The 20,607-nt window shown below is 64.1% G+C and carries 16 protein-coding genes; 7 read left to right on the forward strand and 9 right to left on the reverse strand.

Annotated elements, in window-relative coordinates; all coding sequences use genetic code 11:
* Nucleotides 1-18 precede the first annotated feature (18 nt).
* From BraRD5C2_RS37770 to BraRD5C2_RS37780, 3 genes are read left to right on the forward strand one after another with little or no spacing between them, the layout of a single operon-like run.
* Nucleotides 19-825: a glutathione S-transferase family protein gene (locus tag BraRD5C2_RS37770; protein ID WP_223977276.1), complete on the forward strand. Its 807-nt coding sequence runs from the start codon at nucleotides 19-21 to the stop codon at nucleotides 823-825.
* Between the two features lie 39 nt (nucleotides 826-864).
* The gene (locus tag BraRD5C2_RS37775) at nucleotides 865-1,566 is read left to right on the forward strand and encodes an SDR family NAD(P)-dependent oxidoreductase (RefSeq protein WP_223977280.1); all 702 of its coding nucleotides are present in this window, start codon (nucleotides 865-867) and stop codon (nucleotides 1,564-1,566) included.
* 55 nt (nucleotides 1,567-1,621) lie between these two features.
* Complete coding sequence (locus tag BraRD5C2_RS37780; RefSeq protein ID WP_223977283.1) at nucleotides 1,622-2,824, forward strand: ABC transporter substrate-binding protein; 1,203 nt, start codon at nucleotides 1,622-1,624, stop codon at nucleotides 2,822-2,824.
* A 29-nt stretch (nucleotides 2,825-2,853) separates the two neighbouring features.
* Here BraRD5C2_RS37780 and BraRD5C2_RS37785 read toward each other — a convergent pair whose 3' ends face one another.
* Nucleotides 2,854-4,410: a glucosamine inositolphosphorylceramide transferase family protein gene (locus BraRD5C2_RS37785; protein WP_223977287.1), complete on the reverse strand. Its 1,557-nt coding sequence runs from the start codon at nucleotides 4,408-4,410 to the stop codon at nucleotides 2,854-2,856.
* Between the two features lie 15 nt (nucleotides 4,411-4,425).
* Nucleotides 4,426-5,616 carry a glycosyltransferase family 4 protein gene (locus BraRD5C2_RS37790; protein ID WP_374708097.1) on the reverse strand — a complete coding sequence of 397 codons (1,191 nt, stop codon included), beginning with the start codon at nucleotides 5,614-5,616 and terminating at the stop codon, nucleotides 4,426-4,428.
* A 277-nt stretch (nucleotides 5,617-5,893) separates the two neighbouring features.
* Here BraRD5C2_RS37790 and BraRD5C2_RS37795 point away from each other — a divergent pair, with 277 nt between their 5' ends.
* Nucleotides 5,894-8,011, forward strand: coding sequence for a GumC family protein (locus tag BraRD5C2_RS37795; protein WP_223977292.1), 2,118 nt, complete (start codon nucleotides 5,894-5,896; stop codon nucleotides 8,009-8,011).
* A 90-nt stretch (nucleotides 8,012-8,101) separates the two neighbouring features.
* On the opposite strand, the gene BraRD5C2_RS37800 is transcribed toward BraRD5C2_RS37795, so the two are convergent.
* The gene (locus BraRD5C2_RS37800; RefSeq protein ID WP_374708098.1) at nucleotides 8,102-9,427 is read right to left on the reverse strand and encodes a lipopolysaccharide biosynthesis protein; all 1,326 of its coding nucleotides are present in this window, start codon (nucleotides 9,425-9,427) and stop codon (nucleotides 8,102-8,104) included.
* Between the two features lie 515 nt (nucleotides 9,428-9,942).
* On the opposite strand from BraRD5C2_RS37800, the gene BraRD5C2_RS37805 reads away from it, so the two are divergent.
* Nucleotides 9,943-11,163, forward strand: a complete 1,221-nt coding sequence (locus BraRD5C2_RS37805; RefSeq protein WP_223977299.1) for an FAD-dependent oxidoreductase — start codon at nucleotides 9,943-9,945, stop codon at nucleotides 11,161-11,163.
* Between the two features lie 133 nt (nucleotides 11,164-11,296).
* Here BraRD5C2_RS37805 and BraRD5C2_RS37810 read toward each other — a convergent pair whose 3' ends face one another.
* Nucleotides 11,297-12,427, reverse strand: a complete 1,131-nt coding sequence (locus tag BraRD5C2_RS37810; protein WP_223977302.1) for a GNAT family N-acetyltransferase — start codon at nucleotides 12,425-12,427, stop codon at nucleotides 11,297-11,299.
* A 488-nt stretch (nucleotides 12,428-12,915) separates the two neighbouring features.
* Between BraRD5C2_RS37810 and BraRD5C2_RS37815 the strand changes: the two genes are divergently transcribed.
* On the forward strand, nucleotides 12,916-13,725 hold the full coding sequence (locus BraRD5C2_RS37815; protein ID WP_223977305.1) for a WecB/TagA/CpsF family glycosyltransferase: 810 nt from the start codon (nucleotides 12,916-12,918) through the stop codon (nucleotides 13,723-13,725).
* Between the two features lie 182 nt (nucleotides 13,726-13,907).
* A complete protein-coding gene (locus tag BraRD5C2_RS37820) occupies nucleotides 13,908-15,197 on the forward strand; it encodes an MFS transporter (protein ID WP_223977307.1) in 1,290 nt (429 codons plus the stop codon).
* Between the two features lie 9 nt (nucleotides 15,198-15,206).
* On the opposite strand, the gene BraRD5C2_RS37825 is transcribed toward BraRD5C2_RS37820, so the two are convergent.
* The 5 genes from BraRD5C2_RS37825 to clpB form a co-directional block, all read right to left on the reverse strand.
* Complete coding sequence (locus tag BraRD5C2_RS37825) at nucleotides 15,207-15,398, reverse strand: hypothetical protein (RefSeq protein WP_097672779.1); 192 nt, start codon at nucleotides 15,396-15,398, stop codon at nucleotides 15,207-15,209.
* 85 nt (nucleotides 15,399-15,483) lie between these two features.
* The gene (locus tag BraRD5C2_RS37830; protein WP_223977309.1) at nucleotides 15,484-16,299 is read right to left on the reverse strand and encodes a family 1 encapsulin nanocompartment shell protein; all 816 of its coding nucleotides are present in this window, start codon (nucleotides 16,297-16,299) and stop codon (nucleotides 15,484-15,486) included.
* Nucleotides 16,292-17,347, reverse strand: coding sequence for a Dyp-type peroxidase (locus BraRD5C2_RS37835; protein WP_223977311.1), 1,056 nt, complete (start codon nucleotides 17,345-17,347; stop codon nucleotides 16,292-16,294). Before BraRD5C2_RS37835 ends, BraRD5C2_RS37830 begins: the two co-directional genes overlap by 8 nt.
* 117 nt (nucleotides 17,348-17,464) lie before the next feature.
* Nucleotides 17,465-17,734 carry a DUF2171 domain-containing protein gene (locus tag BraRD5C2_RS37840; protein ID WP_050628119.1) on the reverse strand — a complete coding sequence of 90 codons (270 nt, stop codon included), beginning with the start codon at nucleotides 17,732-17,734 and terminating at the stop codon, nucleotides 17,465-17,467.
* A 102-nt stretch (nucleotides 17,735-17,836) separates the two neighbouring features.
* The gene (gene clpB / locus BraRD5C2_RS37845; RefSeq protein ID WP_223977313.1) at nucleotides 17,837-20,449 is read right to left on the reverse strand and encodes an ATP-dependent chaperone ClpB; all 2,613 of its coding nucleotides are present in this window, start codon (nucleotides 20,447-20,449) and stop codon (nucleotides 17,837-17,839) included.
* Between the last annotated feature and the right edge of the window lie 158 nt (nucleotides 20,450-20,607).

Below are 20,607 nucleotides of genomic sequence, written 5' to 3' on the forward strand. Positions count from 1 at the left end.
GCACCCGGAGCAGCCATCATGGCCGCCTTGCGCATCTTCTCCTATCTGCCGAACCCGCGGGTCTGGAAGGCAACCATTGCGGCGCGGTTCTGCGGCGTCGACGTCGAGGTGCGCGGCGCCTCCGGCAAGGAATTGAGCGACTGGCTGTGGGATTACGATGCCCATCCTCTCACCGAGCACGAACGCGCCTCGCTGTCGTCGCTGGCGCGGACCGGCCGGGTCGGACTGACCGGCGCGCAACTCTTCAAGACCGACGCGTTCATGGCGGCGCAGCCGTTCGGCAATGTGCCGGCCGCGTTCGGCGCCGACGGCAAGGTCGGGATCTTCGAATCGAACAGCATCATGCGCGCGGTGGCGCGGCTCGGTGAGGCGGCGTTTCCGCTCTATGGACGTGACGCCTATGAGGCGTCCAGGATCGACAGCTTCCTCGACGTCAGCCTGGTGTTTGCGCGGGACACGCAGATCTATCTGCTAGCGCTGTCGGGCGGCACGGTCGATGCCGCGATTCATGCGCGCGCCAAGGATGCGTTCGCAATCTATGCCTCCGGGATTGAGCAGGCACTGTCGCCACGGCGAGAGGCGCTGGTCGGAAACGGCGTCTCGATTGCCGACATCTGCCTTGCCGCCGAGCTCGCGCTGTTCATGAACGAGCATGCGCGGACCGAGCAGCTGCAGAAGCAGGGGTTGGACAAGATCCTGCATCCCGGGGTGCGGGATGCGTATCCGCTGATGTTCGCGCACTTCGCCCGGCTGGTCGAGCACGCGCATTTCAGGCCGGAGCTCAAGCCTTACGTCGAGAAGCTGCTGTCGAAGGCGGCCGCGTGATCTTGAAAATTGTTGGCTGCAACGCGGAGGATTGACTGCATGACCGCACCCGTCTGTCTGATATCCGGCGTTGGGCCCGGCACCGGTTCGGCGCTCGCCCGGAGGTTCGCTGAAGGCGGCTATCGGGTCGCGCTTCTCGCCCGGAACGAGGAGCGTCTCGCAGCGCTCGAGAAGCAACTGCAGGGGGCGAAGGCCTATCGATGCGATGTCTCCGACCCCGCGCAGGTCGAGACGGTGGCCTCGGCGGTGGAGGGGGATCTCGGCCATCCCAGTGTCGTGATCCACAACGCCGTCGGGGGGGCGTTCGGTACCTTCCGCGAGATCGATCCGCAGATTCTCAATCGTAACTTCCAGGTCAACACGATGGGGCTGTTGTATCTGGCGCGGCGGTTTGCCCCGGCGATGATCAGCGCCGGCAAGGGCGCCATCGTTGCGACCGGCAACACCTCGGCCTTGCGCGGCAAGGCAGGCTTCGCGGGGTTCGCTCCGACCAAGGCGGCGCAGCGCATTCTGGCCGAGGCGATGGCGCGCGACCTCGGGCCGCAAGGCGTCCACGTCGCCTATCTCGTGATCGACGCCGTGATCGATCTGGAATGGACGCGCAAGCGCTGGCCGGAGCGGCTGGACGACTTCTTCATCAAGCCGAAAGCGATCGCCGACGAGGTCTGGCACGTCGCCCATCAGGACCGCAGCGCGTGGTCTTTCAACGTCGAGATCAGGCCGTTCGGCGAAGCCTGGTAGGCGCCGCGCGGCAGTCACAACAGCCGGTCAATTCATAAGAGTTCAGGGGGAGTTCATGTCGGTGAAGACGTTTACAGTGTCCATCGCGATGCTCGCGGCTGTTGCCGCAACTGCGGTCCGCGCCGAAACGCCCGGCATCTCGGAATCGGAAATCAGGATCGGGGCGACATTCCCGTTCAGCGGCCCGGCGTCCCCGCTCAGCAATACCGGCAAGGGCCTGATCGCCTACGTGCATTCAATCAACGATCGCGGCGGCATCAACGGCCGCAAGATCAACCTCATCACCTATGACGATGCCTATTCACCGCCCAAGGCGGTGGAGCAGACCCGCAAGCTGATCGAGAGCGACGAGGTGGCGTTCCTGTTCAGCCCGCTGGGCACGCCCGGTATCGGCGCGACCATCAAATACGTGACCGCGAAGAAGGTGCCGCACCTCTTCGTCGTCAGCGGCGTGACCAAGTTTGCAAACTTCGCCGAGTTCCCGCTGACCACCACCGGGCTGCCGAGCTACAACACCGAAGGAAAGGTCTACGCCAAATACATTGCCCAGACCGCGCCCGATGCCAAGATCGCGATCCTCTACCAGAACGACGATCTCGGCCGTGACTTCGTGGCGGCGTTCAAGGAAACCCTGAAGGGCGAGTTCGACAGGAAGGTGGTGACATCTCCCTATGAGGTCACCGAGCCCACCATCGAATCCCGCGTGGTGACGTTGAAGGCGTCGGGCGCCCAGGCATTCCTGATCGCCGGCACGCCGAAATTCGCCGCGCAGGCGATCAAGAAGGCGAGCGAGATCGGCTGGACGCCGCTCACCATCGTGAATTACGTGTCGAGCTCGGTGTCCTCGACCATCGTGCCGGCCGGGGCGGACAAGGCGGTCGGCGTCGTCGTCGCGACCATCGCGAAGGATCCGAACGACAAGAAGTGGGCCGACGATCCCGGCATCAAATGGTATCGCGCCCACTTCGAGAAATATCTTCCGGGCGCCGATATCGGCGACAGCAACTATCTGTTCGGGACCCAGCAGGGCCAGATCCTGGAGCAGGTGCTGAAGCAGTGCGGCGACGACCTGTCGCGCGAGAACATCGTGAAGCAGGCGCGCAACATCAAGGGACTTGTGCTGCCGACCCTGATGCCGGGCATCACAGTCAACACCGGGCCGGACAACAGCATGGCCTATACGCAGCTTCAGCTGCAGCGCTGGACGGGGAGCTCCTGGGAGCAGTTCGGCGGCGTGCTGAGCGCGGAGCCGAACTGAGCCGTCGCCGGGATAACTAACGCAGCGCGCTAGTGGAGCCGTCGTGCGATCGGCTTCGCCAGCGGGCTATGCCAGCCCCATTGCGATGAGCGGTCGCTCGACCGCAGGCTCGCCAGCAACGCCGTGGTCTTCGGCTGCACCCGCGAGCCGTCGATCACCTCGAGCTGACCGCACCGGTTGAGCGTGTGGAGCTTGCGTCCGCTCCATAGCGGCCCGGGCTTGAGCAGATGTCGAACGGCCTGCTTGTAGGTCGTCGGCGACAGTTCGAGCACTTCCGCAAGGCCGAGCGCGGCGCCGTATCCGTTGGTGCAGTCCTGCACCGGCCGCCACAGCTTCCCATTGACGGTGACGAAGTTTCCGGCCGGCCGCGTGGTCGCGCGATCCATCAGGATCGGATTGGCCGCGTGCGGTTGCCAGGGGCCGAGCAATTGCCCGGCGTAATAGATCGCGAGCGTGTCGGAATATCCGCCGGTGCCATCGCGCCAGGCTCCGAACATGTAGTGGAGGCCGTTGTGCTGCGTGATCGTCACGTCGGCCAATTCGAGGCCGGACAGCAGCGTTGAGTGCCGCTCCCACTTGTCCGGAAAGCGGATGCATTTGTAGATCGGAACGTCGCGGTGCGCAGTGCTTTCCGGGATCATCCAGAGCTCGCCGCCATCCTCGATCAGGAACGGGTAGGACAGATGCCAGGGCTCCTCGAGCACGGGCATCACCGTGCCGATCGGCCCGCTGCCGTCGAATTCGATCGTGGAAATGATGCCCTTGCCGGTCCGGTGGTCGAGGTCCTCGAAGAACACGAAGGTCCTGCCCTGCCATCTCACCGGGACGGGATCGGCATAGAAGTGGTTGCCGGGATCGGCGAGCACGTTCCAGACCGGCCCCGACAAGTCGCCGGTGCGCCAGATATCCGTGTTGTCGGCAAAGCGCCAGCCGACATGCCAATGCGGCGCGTAGCAGCACAGGCGATAGATTTCCTTCGCGATCGAAGTCGCCACGCCGCGCATGACAAAGGGCGCGGGATTTCGCGGTACCCTGCCATTCGCCGAAGCAGCCAATTGCGGCACCAGCCGCGGAGCTCCCGACAATATCGGCGGCAGCATCGACAGCGTGCGTGCCATCACTGTTTCGAGCCCGCCGCTCAGGCCGGCCGCGATTTCTGCGGAGGGATGGCCGCGGTCCATCACCGCGCCGTCGAGCTCATTGACGATTTCGATCACCGGCAGATCGCCGGCGAGAATGGCCGAAAGTACCGCACTTTCTCCCGCGTGCCCGTTGAACCGCGGACGGAGATAGAGCCTGGCGGAGCAGTTCGGATCCCGCGCGGCAGTGGTGAAGTCGACCACCACGTCGGGGTTGCCGGCGCGCGGACGCTCCGGGATCGTCTTCGGTCGGTCGGCCTCGCCGGTCTTGCCCTTGCGCAGGACGATGCGCTCGAGCTCGAACAGCATGTCGAGGCCGGCGGGTCGAGGCTCCGGCGTCGTGGTCCAGGCGATTTGAACGGGAATATCTTGATCGTTGACGCGCAGCGACTCGCGGCTCATCCAGAGCCGCGGCTGCGCGCGATCGCAGCGAAACTCGATAATCATGGCCAGCCCAACTTCCTAGTGCGCGTCCGCCCCCACAGCGTCGCCGAGAATGCGGACGTATTCCTCTATCATGGCATCCAACGAATAGCGCGACTTCAGGCCCACGGCGCTTTGCCGCAGCTGAGCGCTCAACACACGATCTGTCAGGACCTTCGACACGGCCGCTGCGAATTCGGCCTCGTTCGCCGCGTCAACGAACACCGCGGCAGGCTGCCCCTGGTAGGACAGCACCTCGCGCAGCACGGGGAGATCGTTCACGACGCAGGGAAGGCCGGCGCTCGCGGCTTCGACCGCGGCAAGGCCGAAGGTTTCGGCCTGCGTCGGGAATACGAAGACGTCGAGGCAGGTCAGAAAATCGGCCACCAGGCGCGGTGGAATCTCGCCGATGAAGTGCAGCCGGTCGGATACCTTCAACTCGTCCGCGAGCGCCTTCAGCCGCCCTTCATCCGCGCCCTGGCCGGCGAGCGCAAGGTGCCAGGACGGATCGGCAGCCAGCAGGCGAATGGCCGCATCGAGCCGCTTGTGCGGGTGCAGGCGTGCCGCGCAGCCGAGCAGGGTACGGTCCGGCGGCAGCTTGAACTGTTGCCGCGCGACGTCCTTCGGCAGGCTATGCGACTTGTCGTCGAAGCCGTGCGGGACGTGCTTCATGCGCGATCGATACGGCGCGGGATAGCGCGCATATTCGCGCTCCATGTCGCGCGAGTTCAGCGTGATGCAGTGGAAGAAGCCGGTCGAGCCCATGATGATGTCGGCGGCGCGTACCGGCATGCTCATCGACAGCGCCGAGGATACCTGGTTGGCAATCACGGGGGCGCGGCTGACGAGGCGCGACACGCCGCCGCCGATCACATTGCCGAAGTGCTGGAAGGTCAGGACGACGTCGGGTTTGATGGTCCTGAGATGACCGGCGAGCGCCCACAGCATGCGCAGCAGCGCCACCGGGTTTCCCGGACGGGTCTGCGCGCAGTAGAACGTATTGGGCGGCTCGTCGAAGGAATCCGATTTGCGGAAGAAGAACAGGTTGGCGACGTCATAGCCGCGCGCGGTGAGGCCGGCGCCGAGCAGCCGCGAGATCTCCTGCGCGCCGGCGTTCTCGGCCTGGGTCTGCACCAGGACAACGCGCAGCTTTCGCTTGCGCTCGTTCGGTCGATCGCGCGATGCGGTCGATGCCTCGCGCAATTCTGTGCTTGGCGTCTGCTGGAGCACGGATTCCTCACCCGTTGAAGGAGTGGATTCGCCCCCTTCATTTTTGCGCGCGTAACTATCACGCGAAGCGCGCTCGTGCATCGAGTAGCGCGTGTTGAGGTTACTGCTCATTTAGCAATCAGACATGTGTCGGCAATCGAGAGCTATTATCTCACAGACAGGGTACCGCCGGCTCGTTAACTAATTGGTTACGGCAACGCGAAGAGGGGGTAACCGGCGATTAACCATAGATATTTACGTTGGAGCAGTACTGTCAGTTGAATTCGAGTCAGAGCCCATGAAGTTCGGTAGCCGCTTAGGCCCGAGACGTTCCGAAGTCACGGAACCCGCAGCGTCGTGGGAAACTGCCGGCGTGCCGGCCGGCCAATCTTCGGCGGAAACCACCAAGGGCGTGCTTAGCATTCCTGGCGTGCTGGCCTTTTTTCGTGAGAAGGGTCAACGGATCCTGATGCTGGCCGCGGTCATCTTCGCGGTCGGTATCATCCTGTTGATGCTGATCCCGGCGCGTTACGCCGCGACGGCGCTCGTCGTCGTCGACCCGCGCGAGCAGCGCGTAACCGCCGATCAGGACGTCCTGCCCGGCATCGGTCAAGATGCCGCAGCACTGCAAAGCTACGTCGAGATCGCCAAGTCCGATGGATTTCTCGGGCCGCTGATCGATCAGCTCAAGGTCGCCGAGGACAACGACATCTCCGGAGGCAAGACCGACACGACGCGTCTGCTCGACCGGTTTCGCAACCGGCTCGATATCTCAAGGCGCGGACTAACCTATGTTATCGCCATCAAGTTCACATCCGACAACCCGCAGCGCGCGGCGTACTACGCCAATGCGGTGGCCGAGGCGTTCGTCGCCAGCCAGCGCGGGACGCGTAGCGTGGCAACCGACGAGGCCGCCGACTGGTTGAAGAGCCGGCTCAAGACCTTGAACGACCGGCTGCGGACGTCGGAAGATGCCGTTGCCAAGTTCAAGCTCGAGCACCGGATCGTCAACGCCGGCAAGGAATCCACCACGCAGCAGCTGCGCGTCACCGACCTGACGCAGCAGGTCGCTGCGGCGCGCGCTCGCACTGAAGAAGCCAAGGCGCGCTATGAGCAGTTGCAACGCGACCTGAAGGCCAATGTCGACGGGCCGGTCAAGCAGGACCTGCTGAGCGCGCTGCGGGCCCAGCGCTCCGCGCTCAACGACCAGATCGCGCAGAAGCGCGGCGTGCTCGGCGATCGTCATCCCGACCTCGTGATGGCGCTCAGCCAGTTGAGCGATCTCAACCGGCAGATCGAGATCGAGCGCAAGAAGAACATCGACACCGCGAAGTCGGAATACGAGGCGCAGCGCGATCAGCAGAAGGCGCTCGAGGACCAACTGAAGTCGGCCGAGTCGCAGATCCTGGTCGACGGCCAGGCGTTCGTTAAGTTGCAGGAATTGCAGCGCGACGCCGACGCCAACAAGAACATCTACGAGCAGTTCCTGTCGCGCTACAGGACGACCGACGAGCAGCGCGGGCTTCAGAACTCGCAGACCAAGATCGCATCTCCGGCGACGCCGCCGATTCGTTCGACGCTTCCGCCGCTACCCCTGCTGCTCGTCGCGCTCGCGATCGTCTCGCTGCTGACGTCGACGGCGATTGTCGCTGTTCCCGGTCTCGATCTGAAGCAGCTCCCGATCAAAAGCATTCCGCCGCTTCGCCGCGCCGAGGCGCCTGCGCCCGCACCGGTGCCGGCTCCGGCCGCGCCGCAATCTGCGCTGCCGCCGGGCCTGCCGGTGCTGGCCCGCATTCCCAACATGGTGTCGCCAGATGCCGTCAGGAGCGTCTGGCAGACCCCGATTTCGGCGACGGCCGAGCCCGATCTCAGTCCGCATCTTCAGTTGCTGATCGAGAACATCGAGCAGCTTCCGGGTGAGCACGGCAAGGTGGCGCTGCTGCTGTCAGTCGAGACCGGTACGGGCGGCAGCACCGTCGCACGGTCGCTCAACCGGTCCGCCGTCAAGAACGGGATGCTCAGCGTCCTGATCGAGATGGAAACCAGCCGCGCCGAAGCCGCGCCGCCGCAAGGTGCCGGGATCATCAAGGCCGATCTGCCGTCGGTCGTCGAATTGCTCGGCGCCAGCAGCAAGGCGCCGCCCTATCCGCAGGACGACATTCGCGCTGATTTCGGCTTGATCATTGTCGACGCATCGTCGCTTGCCATGCAGCCGGCCGCCGTCGCGCTGGCCGCCCATGCCGACCTCGTGATCCTCGTGGTTCGCGAGGGCGCTGCCAGCACGGCTGCGATCGGCAAGGCGCGGGCCGATCTGTCCAGGTTCGGTTCGGTCCCGATTGCGCTCGTCGTCAATCGCGTGCCGGGCAATGTCGCGGTCAGCAATCCCCAGCGCGAAGCCCTGGGATTGGCCAGCTGAAGCTCTCGATTTCAGTTTGACGCGTTTTCTTCACGCGAACCGGCGTCCATCCCGCATCAAGTGCGGGACAGGCTTTCGCTCGAAGACGCTCTAGTCCTTGCCATCCGCAACACGGACCGCGTAGGCGCCGGCCTTCGACGACGAGAGATGCGACAGCACCAGAATTGACGGGTCGACGCCGGTCCGCCGGCGGCACAGCACATTGAGTGCGATGGTGGCGAGCACCAGGGAAACCGTCGCCGAGATCGCCGCCCCGAGCACGCCGAGCCAGGGGATCAGCACGACAAATCCGACCAGCCGCAACGCCACGTTGGCGGCGACCACAGGAACATAATCGCGCTCATGCCCCGTCAGCTGCAGGACCGCGGCCGACGGCCCGCCTGCCGCCTGGAAGGCCGTTCCGATCGCGAGCACGATCAACACCCACTGCTGCGCGGCGAAGTGCGGTCCGAACAGGCCGAGCAGGTAGGGAGCGCCGACCCAGACGATGACGAGCCCGCTGAGCACGCAGAGCGCGGTCACCTCGGCCATCAGCTTCAGCGTATGTTCGAGTTCGCGGTGATTCTTGCTGAAATACAGCGACGGCAGCCGGCGCGCGCCGAACGTGTAGAGCGCAGCGGAAAGCATTGCGAAGATGTTCGCCAGGCGCGAGGCGGCGAAATAGACGCCGGCAGTGGCCGGATCCAGCATCCAGTAGACCAGGATGACGTCGAAATACTGGTTCGCTGCTTCGAGAATCGAGGCGAGCCAGAAGCGGAACGCGCTGCGGTTCCAGCGCGACGTCTCGAAGCGCGCTGTGACCGCACGCAGGTTCGGCAGCACGCGCATGATCGACACGATCTGCACGACCAGCCCCAACGCCATCGCGACCGTCATCGCGGTGAACAGTTCGGCCGGGGTGAGCTGGCGGTGGCTGAACAGCACCGCGATCAGGACCAGGACGACGGCAACCCGCCAGAAGAATTCGCGATTGCCTTCGCCCATCAGGATGCTGACCAGTGATCGTGCGATCTGGCTGCCAAGCATCAGCCCGGCATTGACGGCGGTGAACGCCGAGACCGAGAGGATCAAGAGCCACCATTCGCCGCGAATGCCTGCCACCGCGGCGATCGCGGCGATCGAGATCAGCATCCCGATCGCAGAGTACTTCAGGCTCGACAGCAGCACGCCCTTGGTGAGCTCGGCCTGGCCGCGCACCTCGTACTCATTGAGGAAGCGAACCAGCAGCAGCTCCTGACCGACCAGGCCCACGACCGCCGCGATCTGGGCGACGGAGAGCAAGGTTGCGAAGTCTCCGAACGCGTCGGGCGTCATCGTCCGCGCCGCCAGCGAGAACAGGGCAAACGCGAGTCCGCCGCTGCCAACCTTGAGGAGGATGGTGCCGGCAACGCCGCGCGTGACATCGCGCCGTAGCATTTGAAGAACAGAGGCAATCACAAGTGAGGTCTCAATATCCTGTCAGGCTGCTGACCCTAGCAATCGGTGAGGTCAGGAGCGTTAATGTTCTCTTGCTAAAATTCCGTTCCTTTCAGCCTTCAGGCGCCACGCAGCCGTGAACCTGGCCAATATGTCGCGCTGCTCCATTCTGGAACGCTGCCGTCCTTGCTGTGTCCAAACGGTGCAGATTGGATTGTTCCCCGCCGCTCGGTTCAACAGCGTGGACCCTGCTGGTTGAAACCGCGTTAGCGCGTCAACGGCATTCGCCGAAGCTCCACGGCCAGCCGATCGTCCTGCCAGCCTGCTGTGGAGCGTCCAAAACATCAGTTTCACGACCTCTATGACTGCAAGCCACGTGCCGGGAAGGGGCTGATCGTGGTGCGGGGGGTTTTGTTAACCTCAATACTGGAACTCGTCGTGTCCGTTTGGCGCGGCGGCAGGGCGGGCAAGGAAATTGCAGTTCCGTGACCAATTAGCCGTCGGAGCGGACAAAGATGATTGCCGAGGAAAGCATGACCCAGCCGATCGCAACCTGCGAGGCTGAAACGATCGAAGCGGATGTCGCCATTGTCGGCGCCGGTTTGGCGGGCTCGCTCGCGAGGGCCGTCCTCTCCCGGGCTGGCTATCGCGTCGTCCTGATCGACAAGCGCTCGATCCCGCCGGATGAATTTCGGGTCGAAAAGATCGCCGGGCGGCAGATCGATATCTTCCGACGCCTGGGCTTCATTGATGACGTCGAGGCGGTCGCCGCGCCCTATGACCGCGTGCTCAACATCAGGGACGGCAGACTGGTCGATATCGGTGTCGGCCGGTCCTACGGGATTTCCTACGCCAACCTCGTCAATATGGCCCGCGGCCTGACGCTGGATGCGTCCAGCTTCCTGCTCGACCAGGTGACCAATGTCAGCTGCAGCGAGGACCGCCAGCAATTGACGCTGGCCTCCGGAAAGCGCGTCGTCTCGCGCCTGGTCGTCCTGGCGACCGGCATGGCGGGCGCGCTTGGCTATAATCTCGGAATGCGCCGGCAGATGCTTGCCGAGCGCCACTCGATTTCGTTCGGGTTCACCATTGCAAAGCCGGACAACGCGCCGTTCGGCTTCGACGCGCTGACCTGCTACGGCAAGCAGGCGGCTGACGGCGTCGACTATCTCAGCCTGTTTCCGATGTCGGGTGGCATGCGGGCGAACCTGTTCATGTTCCGCGATCCGACCGATCCGATCATGCGCGAGCTGCGCCGCGACACAAGACGGACGCTGCTTCGCCTGATGCCGGGACTGGAGCGCTACCTCGGCGATTTCCAGATCGTCGGCCAGGTCCACAATTGGGTCATGGACCTGTCAGTGACCGAGGGCCATCTGCAGCCCGGCGTCGTGTTGATCGGCGATGCCTACCAGACCAATTGTCCCGCGGCCGGTACCGGCGTGAGCCGGCTCCTGGTGGATGTCGAGCGTCTCTGCACCGAATATGTGCCGCGCTGGCTCGAGACAGACGGGATGGGCACGGAGAAGATCGCGCAGTTCTATTCCGATCACGACAAGCTCGCCGCCGACCGGCATTCGCTGCAACTGGCGCGCTTCCGCGAGGCTTTGACCTCCAACACCGACGTGCGCTGGACCATGCAGCGGAAACTGCACTTCCTGCGCCGCATGGTCACGCATCAGGTGGACCGGATTCATCCGGGATGGGTCATGCGTGTCCGCAGCGCACTCCGCTAAGGGGGCGCGTGTCAAACGGCTCTAAAGCCGGATGAGTTTTGATTGAAATCGGCTTGGTGCGGTCTCGGTTCACCTCTCCCAAGGGAGGGGTGAACTTTCGACGCGGTCCAGCTCAAACTGATCTCATCACGATCTAGCGTGTACCGGTCGAAGTGCGGATCGGCCTGAGGTCGGTCACCCGCTTCGCCGCTTGCTTGATCCAGGGCGCCTGCTTCAGCGCAAACAATGCAAGCGAACCGGCCGCGCTGCCGGCCTGCGTCACGCTCGACATCGGCGTGGGCTGCCCGCCGAACTGCATCTTGTAGGGCTCGTCACCGATGGTGAAATCCAGCACCCGGTCTCCACGCTCAATGCAATCCTTGGCGACACTTTCGAACGTCAGCGCGCCGATCGACTGGCTCTTGTATCCCTCGATGTCGAAAGCCGTCATGACGATGAGCAGGCGGCCGCTGTGGGCGAGGCCAAGTGCCGTGGCGATGACCTCGCTATCCATCTTCATGGTGTAGAGTCGGGTAAAGGAGCCCATGCCGCGAAGCGCCACGCTCGAGTAGAAATCGAAGTACTCCGGTCGCTGCAGCAGGTCACCATCGCCGTGTGCGTGGAACCGCGGACCGCGAAACTTCCTCATCACGTCCATGGCTTCGCCGATCGAAGCGCTGTCGGTGCAACATGCGAAGGTGAGCGTGCCCTTCTTGTGGATCTGGCGCCACTTCTTCGCCAGCTCTTTCACATAGGACTTGCCCAGCGCGTTGATCTGCCATTGTTCGAACGGCGCGGACAAGACCGTCGCGTAGGCATTGGTATCCATCAGACTGCGGTGAGGCGCCCCGAGCAAATTCTCGATCGGCATCCTGGCATCAAGCAGCTTGGGAATGCGCAGCAGGTCGAACGGCCGGACCAGCTTGCGAAGCTTCTCGCAGGCCTGCCGGTCCTGCAGCAGGTCGGCGAATGTCGTCGTGGCGCAGACCGGCGACAAATAGTCGGACACGCGAAGGTCGGCGAATTCGATCGTCCGCATCGGCCCGCGTCGCACGCGCAACAGCGGCAGCACGGCCGCCAGCGCCTTGTTGGCGCGATGACGGACGACGACGACCAGCGGCTTCGCCGCCGCGGCGGGAGCGAGCTTGCGATAGAGGCTGTCGAGCCACAGCGGATGCTGAAAGGCGGTCGCGTCCGAGCCTTCGAACAATGTCGCGTATTCTTCAGACAGGAAGTCGAATGCGTCGTCGATGCAGACATCGAACGCGTCATCATTCTTATTCATGTGAAACCAAACAAACGAGTTTTCAAAAGCGTCGGTCGAGCCGCCGTGATCTCCTTATAGCAAAGGCTGACGACCTCGGGCACCGGGAGAATGCGATTTGTATTAATGCGGTCCCTCGACCTTTTGCGCAGTGTTGCTGCTCGAACGTCGCCGGCCTGGCGGGATCCAGTGTGATGCTGTCGCGGTGCCGCCAGATTTCGTTAACAATCTCTTGCGGCTCGTCTTACATCAAACTGCCACGCGAGATCGCAAGCGGTCTGGACCGGATATTGCAGTTTAGGGCTCGTAAGGACTGGAGCCCTGCCGAAATGTTGACTAACAGCCAAAAAGCCCGTGTTTCCGACGCAATTTCGCCCCTACAGGCCGATCGCGAGCGGCCTCGGCGTCTCGATTCGGATGTGGCTGCTCCATCTGTCCGGATTTGCGACACTTCGAGCGCCGGGCAACCGGTTTCGTCCTCGGATGTGCCAGCCGGATCATCGAGCGGCGTGGAGCGTCGCATCAATCCTGTCGGCAGGGCTGCGACTGCCGGCGTTCTCCGGGCGACCATCGGCGGGCTGCGGCTCGCCGTGCTCGATCGCGAGCAGACCGCGGACTTCATGGTCGAGGCGGTGCATCCGAACCGGCGTATCAATCGGCCGCTGTATCTGACGTCAGCCAATGGCGAGGTGCTGTCGCGCTGCTCCACCGAGCCGATGACCGATCGGCTGTTCCGTGCCGCCGACCTGATCAATGCCGACGGGCAGCCGCTGGTGATGGTGTCGAAGCTGCGGTCGCCGAACCCGCTTCCCGAGCGCGTTGCGACCACGGACTTGTTCCACGACGTCGCGCGCAAGGCAGAAGAACTCGGGCTGACCTTCTATCTGTTTGGTGCCAACGAGGTCGAGAACAAGGCGGCCATCACCAATGTCCGCCGGGCCTATCCGGCGCTCAAGATCGTCGGCCATTCGCACGGCTATCTGCGCGGCGATGCGCTTCGGGCCAAGGTGGATGAGATCAACGCCCTGGCGCCGGACTTTCTCTGGGTCGCGCTTGGCGTGCCCTACGAACAGGCCTTCGTCGACGAGTTCATGTCGCGGCTCGGCAATGTCGGTGTCATCAAGACGTCGGGCGGATTGTTCAACTTCCTGTCCGGATCGCGGCCGCGCGCGCCGAGATGGATGCAGATCGTCGGGCTCGAATGGGCCTGGCGTGTCTGGCTCGAGCCGCGCCGGCTGTTCTGGCGCTATCTGACGACCAACCCACACGCCCTGTATCTGCTGTTCAACGGTACCGGGTCCTCGTCGACAAGGGACTGAACTTGCTGGTGCGTGCAAGCTGCGTTCCGGGCCGATCCTCCGCGGTTGCAAACCCATTCGATGCGGGTAGCACAGCGATATCATCGCTCGCGTTGCATGCGGACGCGCGCTACGCCATAGCTTGCCTTGCATGGCCTGAGGAATGATACTCGCTCCGGACAGCCAGCCTAAGGACGAGAGCGTTGCCGGACATTGCGAGCAGGGAAGGGTTCGATGTCAAGCGCGCAGCCTTCGCCGCGACCATCGGCAACATGCTGGAGTTCTACGACTTCATCACCTACAGCTTCTTTGCGACCGAGATCGGGCGCACCTTCTTTCCCGCGCATAGCGAATACGGCAGCCTCATGCTGTCGCTTGCGACCTTCGGCGCCGGTTTCCTGACGCGCCCCATTGGCGGCGTCGTGCTCGGCATCTTCTCCGACCGGGTCGGCCGGCGGCCGGCGATGCTGCTGAGCTTTGCGCTGATGGGTGGCGCGATCCTGACCATCGCATTGACACCATCCTATGCCGCGATCGGCGTCGTGGCTCCGATGATCGTGATCATGGCGCGGATGATGCAGGGATTCGCGCTCGGCGGCGAGGTCGGACCGACCACGGCCTATCTCATCGAGATCGCGGCACCCAGGAATCGCGGCCTTGTGGTGGCATGGCAGCCGGCCAGCCAGGAGATCGCGGCGACCGTCGGCGCTCTTGTCGGCGTCATCCTGAGCAGCACGATGGCGCCCGACATGCTGCAGGCCTACGGATGGCGCGTCGCATTCCTGCTCGGGGCGGTCTGCCTGCCGTTCGGCATCTGGATGCGCCGGACGCTGCCGGAAACCGTGCCGCACGGCGAGCGCGCCGCGGCGGGCGTAGAGCGCGCGAACCATGTCGTGCTGGCGCGCCGGCACAGTCGCGTGATCCTGCTGGCCGTGATGATCCTGGCCAGCGGCACGATCTCGACCTACGTGACGCAATACATGACGACCTACGCCAAGAATACGCTGCACGTGTTGCCGTCGCTCGCCTTCACCGTATCGCTGGTGAGCAACGGACTTCAAATCATCGGCGCGGTGCTGGGCGGCTGGCTTGCCGACCGGCTCGGACGCAAGCCGATCATGATCTGGCCGCAGCTCGTCGTGCTGGTGCTGACCTATCCGGCCTTCCTGTGGATCGTCCGGGACCCCGGCGCGTGGTCGCTGCTGTTCGGCTTCGGCATCCTGTCATTCATCGGATCGCTGCCGTTCACGGCGTTCTACGCCGCCTTCACCGAAGCGCTGCCGCAGAATATCCGCGGCGGTGTGTTCGCGACGATCTACGCGGTGGCGATCGCGACCTTCGGCGGCACTGCGCAGCTCGTGGTCACGTGGCTGCTGCACGTGACCGGAGATCCGCTGGCGCCGTCCTGGTATCTGCTGCTCGCGGCGGCGGTCGGCATCGTGGCCATGAGCCTGATGCCCGAGACCGCGCCGGTGAAGGTCGGCGAGAAGTAGCCGCTGAGCTCAGTCCATGTCGCGAAAGGCGTGGCCGTTGGCCTCGATTTCTTTCACGAGCTGCGGCGGCAGGTTGGCCTGCGCCGAGGTGCCGTCGAACACCCAGTCCTTGGCGTCGCCGAGATCGGGGAGGCCGGCGCCCTTGCGGACATAAAGGCCGACCGATGCCTTCTTCGGGTTGATGTAGAGATCGTAGTCCATTGCGCGCCTCCTCTTCGTTGCAGTTCAACGGAAGCTCCGGCACAGATTGGCCGGAGGCGTCCTGGAAGAGTCAACGCCGGTAAGACTAGGCGGGTTTCTTCGCCTCCGGCGCAAGCACCACCGACGCTTCGCTGGTCAGCATCAGGAAGGTGATGGTCTCCTGGAAATACAGCTGGACCGAGGTCGCGGAGTGGCTGAGATAGCCGATCGAGAGGTCTTGACCGATCGAGAGCTGGAAATCGCCGCCGCGGGTGGTGAGCAGGACGCCGCCCTCGATCGCCGGTGCCCAGATGATCTTGCCGTCGATCAGGCGCTGGATGTGCTGCAGCACGGGATAGCCGTCGTCGGTCGCACCGCCGATCGCGGTGTAGGGCTCGGTGCCGAGCAGCAGCGTATAGGGACCGTTGACGCCGGCGAGCCGCAACTGGCTGACCGCCTGCGCGACCACGGCGGGGTAATTCTTGATGCTCGACGGCAGCGTCAGCACCGGGTTGCTGGTGCCCTGGCGGATGCCCTGAATGCCGGCGGCGGCGTAGCCGTCGAACACCGCGCGATCCTCGGCGAAGGCGATCTTTCGCGCGGCGTCCTTGAGCGGATCCCAGTCGGAATCATTGGAGCCGCGTTCGACATCGTCGATCGCCTGGCGCGACAGCTCGAACGGCACGCGCAGCTCCACCAGCGCGCGGACGTCGCGTTGCGTTGCCTCGACGCCGTCGCCGGGTGTCGCGATTTTCTTCAGATGGCCGGTGCCTACCGCGGAGAAGTCCGTGCCCTTCGGCCCATCGACATCGACGACACGGCGCGCGGCCAGATGGCGCTTCAACGTCCGCGAGGCTTCCTCTTCGATCTGGGCCCATGCCGCGTCAGAGATGGGGGCCAATCCCCGATGAAGATTATTCATGTCCAGCGTCTCCTTTCAGTGAGCCGATCCCGAGCGAGCCGTCGGACGGCGATATTCTTTGTGCAGGTGCCTCGCCAGCCCCGGCGTCGTCCAGCGACGGCTCAGCCGGCGCGGGTGGCTCGCCGGTGACATCTTCCAGGAAGGTCGCCGACGGAATAAAGAACAGCGTGCCGGTCACGGCGCGGCTGAAGTCGAGCAGGCGATCGTAATTGCCCGGCGGCCTGCCGACGAACATGTTCTCCAGCATCTGCTCGATCCGGTGCGGGGACTTGGCATAGCCGATGAAGTAGGTACCGAACTCGCCCTTGCTGATGTTGCCGAACGGCATGTTGTCGCGGACGATATCGAGCTCCTCGCCGTTCTCCACGATCGTCGTCAGGGCGTTGTGCGCGTAGCTCGGCTTCACCGCATCGTCGAGCTCGATGTCGGACAGCTTGGTGCGGCCGATGATCTTCTCCTGCATCTCGACCGGCAGCTCGTTCCACTTCTCCAGGTCGTGCAGGTATTTTTGCACGATCACATAGCTGCCACCGGCGAAGGCTGGGTCCTCGTCGCCGATGATGGTGGCGTCGGTGGCCGCCTGGTCCTCCGGATTCTCCGTGCCGTCGACGAAGCCGAGCAGGTCGCGCTCGTCGAAATATTTGAAGCCGTGCACCTCGTCCGAGGTCGCAACCGCATCGCCGAGCCGCGACATGATCTGTGTCGCGAGCTCGAAGCACAGGTCCATCGGCACCGCGCGGATGTGAAACAGCAGGTCGCCCGGTGTCGCAACGGCGTGGTGGACGCCGTTGATCTCGCGGAACGGATGCAAACCTTTCGGCTTCGGCGCACCGAACAGCCGGTCCCATGCATCCGAGCCGATGCCCATGACGCAGGACAGCCGGCCCTCGAGATCGCGGAAGCCGACCGCGCGCACCAGCGCAGCCACGTCCGCACACAGCGACCGCACCACAGTATCATATTCCGGATTGGGCTTGATCGTGACCGCAAGGAAGATGGCCGCGCGCGTCAGCTTCGCAGCGACCGGTTGCGGAACGGCTGATGGCACGCATCTCTCCTTAACTAACGGCACTTTAACGCGAAAAAGGTCTCGCCTGGACGCCGGATCGACGTCCAGACAGAGCAGAGGAGCATGCCATCGGAGCCTTTACAAGAGCCCGGATCGCTAGGCTTCCGCGGACGGACCAACCGGCTTGCCGGACTTCTCCTCCTCAAGGGTCACGGCAATGGCGGCGTTGGCGGAGAGCCGGACCTTGGAGCCTTCGACACCGGCGACGAAGCCGAGCTCGATATAGTGGTGATGGCCTTTGTGGAAGCCGTCGCTCTCGCTCTTCTTGAGCTTGATGCGGTTGCCTTCCACGTGATCGACGGTGCCGACATGCACACCATCGGCGCCGATGACCTCCATGTTGTCCTTGATGTTCTGCTGCGTCATGACGCTCTCCCTGGTTGCAGGTCGGCTTGCACATTCAGCTTGCATATGATGCGCCTGGACGACGCGGCGATGACAGCGCGTCGTTGGCCATCCGGGCTTCTCTCACACCGGTTCGAATTCGTCCGCCGCAGCGTTCTCGGGCTTCTTGCCGTTGAAGGTGAGGCCGGCCTTGGTGGCGGAGAGCTTCACCTGCGAGCCGTCGCGCACGTCGCCGGCGAGAATCATTTCGGCGAGCGGATCCTGCACGCTGCGCTGGATCACCCGTTTCAGCGGGCGGGCGCCATAGGCTGGATCCCAGCCTTTCTCCGCCAGCCAATCGCGCGCCTTCGGATCGAGTTCGAGATCGATCTTGCGATCCTCGAGCAGTTTGCGCAGGCGCGAGAATTGAATTTCGACGATGCGGCCCATGTCGCTCTTCTGCAGCCGGTGGAACAGGATGATCTCGTCGATGCGGTTGAGGAATTCGGGGCGGAAATGCGCCCGCACCATGTTCATCACCTGCTCGCGCACCGCGCTGGTCGGCTGTCCCTCCGGTTGGTTGACGAGATACTCGGCGCCGATGTTCGATGTCATGATGATCAGCGTGTTGCGGAAATCGACGGTGCGGCCCTGGCCGTCGGTGAGACGGCCGTCGTCGAGCACTTGCAGCAGCACGTTGAAGACGTCGGGATGCGCCTTCTCGATCTCGTCGAACAGCACCACTTGATACGGCCGCCGCCGAACGGCTTCGGTCAGTGCGCCACCCTCGTCGTAGCCGACATAGCCGGGCGGCGCGCCGATCAGCCGCGAGACCGAGTGCTTCTCCATGAACTCGGACATGTCGAGCCGGACCATCGCGGTCTCGTCGTCGAACAGATATTCGGCGAGCGCTTTTGCGAGTTCGGTCTTGCCGACGCCGGTCGGACCTAAGAACATGAACGAGCCGATCGGCCGGTTCGGATCCTGGAGGCCGGCGCGGGCGCGGCGCACCGCGGTCGACACCGCGCGGACCGCCTCGGCCTGGCCGACGACGCGTTTGCCGAGCATCTCCTCCATGCGCAGCAGCTTGTCCTTCTCGCCTTCCAGCATCTTGTCGACCGGCACGCCGGTCCAGCGCGACACCACCTGCGCGATATTGTCGGCGGTCACGGTCTCGCTGGCGGACGAGGTCTCGCTCGCCTCGACCGATGCGAGCTTCTTCTCGAGTTCGGGAATGCGGCCATAGGCCAGCTCGCCCGCCTTCTGGAATTCGCCCTTGCGCTGCGCATTGGCAAGCTCGGTGCGCAACTGCTCGAGCTCGCCCTTCATCTTCTGCGCGTCGGAGAGCTTGCTCTTCTCCGACCGCCATCTCGACGTCATGTCCGCCGATTTCTTCTCGAGATCCACGAGATCCTTCTCGAGGGTCTGCAGGCGGCTCCTGGAGCCGAGATCGGTCTCCTTCTTCAGCGCCTCCTGCTCGATCTTGAGGCGGATGATCTCGCGGTCGAGCGAGTCAAGCTCTTCAGGCTTGGAATCTACCTGCATCTTCAGCCGCGCCGCCGCTTCGTCCATCAGGTCGATGGCTTTGTCGGGCAGGAAGCGGTCGGTGATGTAGCGGTTCGACAGCGTCGCGGCGGCGACCAGCGCCGAATCCGCGATGCGCACGCCGTGATGCTGCTCGTATTTGTCCTTGAGGCCGCGCAGGATCGAGATGGTATCCTCGACGGTCGGTTCGGAGACGAACACCGGCTGGAACCGCCGCGCCAGCGCCGCATCCTTCTCGACATGCTTGCGATATTCGTCGAGCGTGGTGGCGCCGATACAGTGCAGTTCGCCGCGGGCCAGCGCGGGTTTCAGAAGGTTCGATGCATCCATCGCGCCGTCGCCCTTGCCGGCGCCGATCAGGGTGTGCATCTCGTCGATGAACAGGATGATGCCGCCCTCGGCGGACGTCACCTCCTGCAGCACCGCCTTGAGCCGTTCCTCGAACTCGCCGCGATACTTGGCGCCGGCAATCAGCGCGCCGAGGTCGAGCGCGAGCAGCGCCTTGTCCTGCAGGCTTTCCGGCACGTCGCCATTGACGATGCGCAGCGCCAGGCCCTCGACGATCGCGGTTTTGCCGACGCCGGGCTCGCCGATCAGGACGGGATTGTTCTTGGTGCGGCGTGACAGAACTTGAATCGTGCGGCGTATCTCCTCGTCGCGGCCGATCACCGGGTCGAGCTTGCCGTCGCGCGCGGCCTGGGTGAGGTCGCGGGCGTATTTCTTCAGCGCGTCATAGGCATTCTCGGCCGACGCGCTGTCGGCGGTGCGGCCCTTGCGCAGCGCGTTGATCGCCGCGTTCAGGTTCTGCGGATTGACGCCGCCCTTGGCGAGCAGCTTGCCGGCTTCGCTGTCCTTGTCGGCTGCCAGCGCCTGCAGCATGCGTTCGACCGAGACAAAGCTGTCGCCGGCCTTGTCGGCCGCCTGTTCCGCGGCGGCGAAGGTGCGCGCGGTCTCGGGCGCCATATAGATCTGTCCGGAGCCGGCGCCGCTGACCTTGGGCACCTTCGCCAGCGCGTCTTCGGTCGCCTTGAGGATCGCGCGCGAGTTGCCGCCGGCCCGGTCGATCAGGCCGGCCGCGAGGCCCTCATTGTCGTCCAGTAGCACCTTCAGGATATGGAGCGTCGAGAACTGCTGATGCCCCTCGCGCATCGCCAACGATTGGGCCGATTGAATGAAGCCGCGGAGGCGATCGGTATATTTTTCAATGTTCATGGTGGCACCTCAAGGCAGCACAGGCTCGTCGAGATCAAGTCATGCCACGCATTGCCGCCGGCGACAGATGGCGGAACGATGACATCCATCATGCGGCAGCCGAGTTGCAATCGCGCCGGCGGAAAACCGCGGGCCTGACGCTGTCGCAGGTCGTATCG

The sequence above is a fragment of the Bradyrhizobium sp. RD5-C2 genome, assembly GCF_019972155.1.
In the GTDB taxonomy this organism is placed as follows: domain Bacteria; phylum Pseudomonadota; class Alphaproteobacteria; order Rhizobiales; family Xanthobacteraceae; genus Bradyrhizobium.

What these genes read in the sequence shown, in the direction of transcription:
- BraRD5C2_RS37800 (WP_374708098.1), bottom strand. Translation starts at nt 9,427, where the DNA reads ATGCTACGGCGCGATGTCACGCGCGGCGTTGCCGGCACCATCCTCCTC.
- BraRD5C2_RS37830 (WP_223977309.1), bottom strand. Translation starts at nt 16,299, where the DNA reads ATGAATAATCTTCATCGGGGATTGGCCCCCATCTCTGACGCGGCATGG.
- BraRD5C2_RS37785 (WP_223977287.1), bottom strand. Translation starts at nt 4,410, where the DNA reads ATGATTATCGAGTTTCGCTGCGATCGCGCGCAGCCGCGGCTCTGGATG.
- BraRD5C2_RS37805 (WP_223977299.1), top strand. Translation starts at nt 9,943, where the DNA reads ATGATTGCCGAGGAAAGCATGACCCAGCCGATCGCAACCTGCGAGGCT.
- BraRD5C2_RS37840 (WP_050628119.1), bottom strand. Translation starts at nt 17,734, where the DNA reads ATGACGCAGCAGAACATCAAGGACAACATGGAGGTCATCGGCGCCGAT.
- clpB (WP_223977313.1), bottom strand. Translation starts at nt 20,449, where the DNA reads ATGAACATTGAAAAATATACCGATCGCCTCCGCGGCTTCATTCAATCG.
- BraRD5C2_RS37825 (WP_097672779.1), bottom strand. Translation starts at nt 15,398, where the DNA reads ATGGACTACGATCTCTACATCAACCCGAAGAAGGCATCGGTCGGCCTT.
- BraRD5C2_RS37770 (WP_223977276.1), top strand. Translation starts at nt 19, where the DNA reads ATGGCCGCCTTGCGCATCTTCTCCTATCTGCCGAACCCGCGGGTCTGG.
- BraRD5C2_RS37775 (WP_223977280.1), top strand. Translation starts at nt 865, where the DNA reads ATGACCGCACCCGTCTGTCTGATATCCGGCGTTGGGCCCGGCACCGGT.
- BraRD5C2_RS37795 (WP_223977292.1), top strand. Translation starts at nt 5,894, where the DNA reads ATGAAGTTCGGTAGCCGCTTAGGCCCGAGACGTTCCGAAGTCACGGAA.
- BraRD5C2_RS37810 (WP_223977302.1), bottom strand. Translation starts at nt 12,427, where the DNA reads ATGAATAAGAATGATGACGCGTTCGATGTCTGCATCGACGACGCATTC.
- BraRD5C2_RS37780 (WP_223977283.1), top strand. Translation starts at nt 1,622, where the DNA reads ATGTCGGTGAAGACGTTTACAGTGTCCATCGCGATGCTCGCGGCTGTT.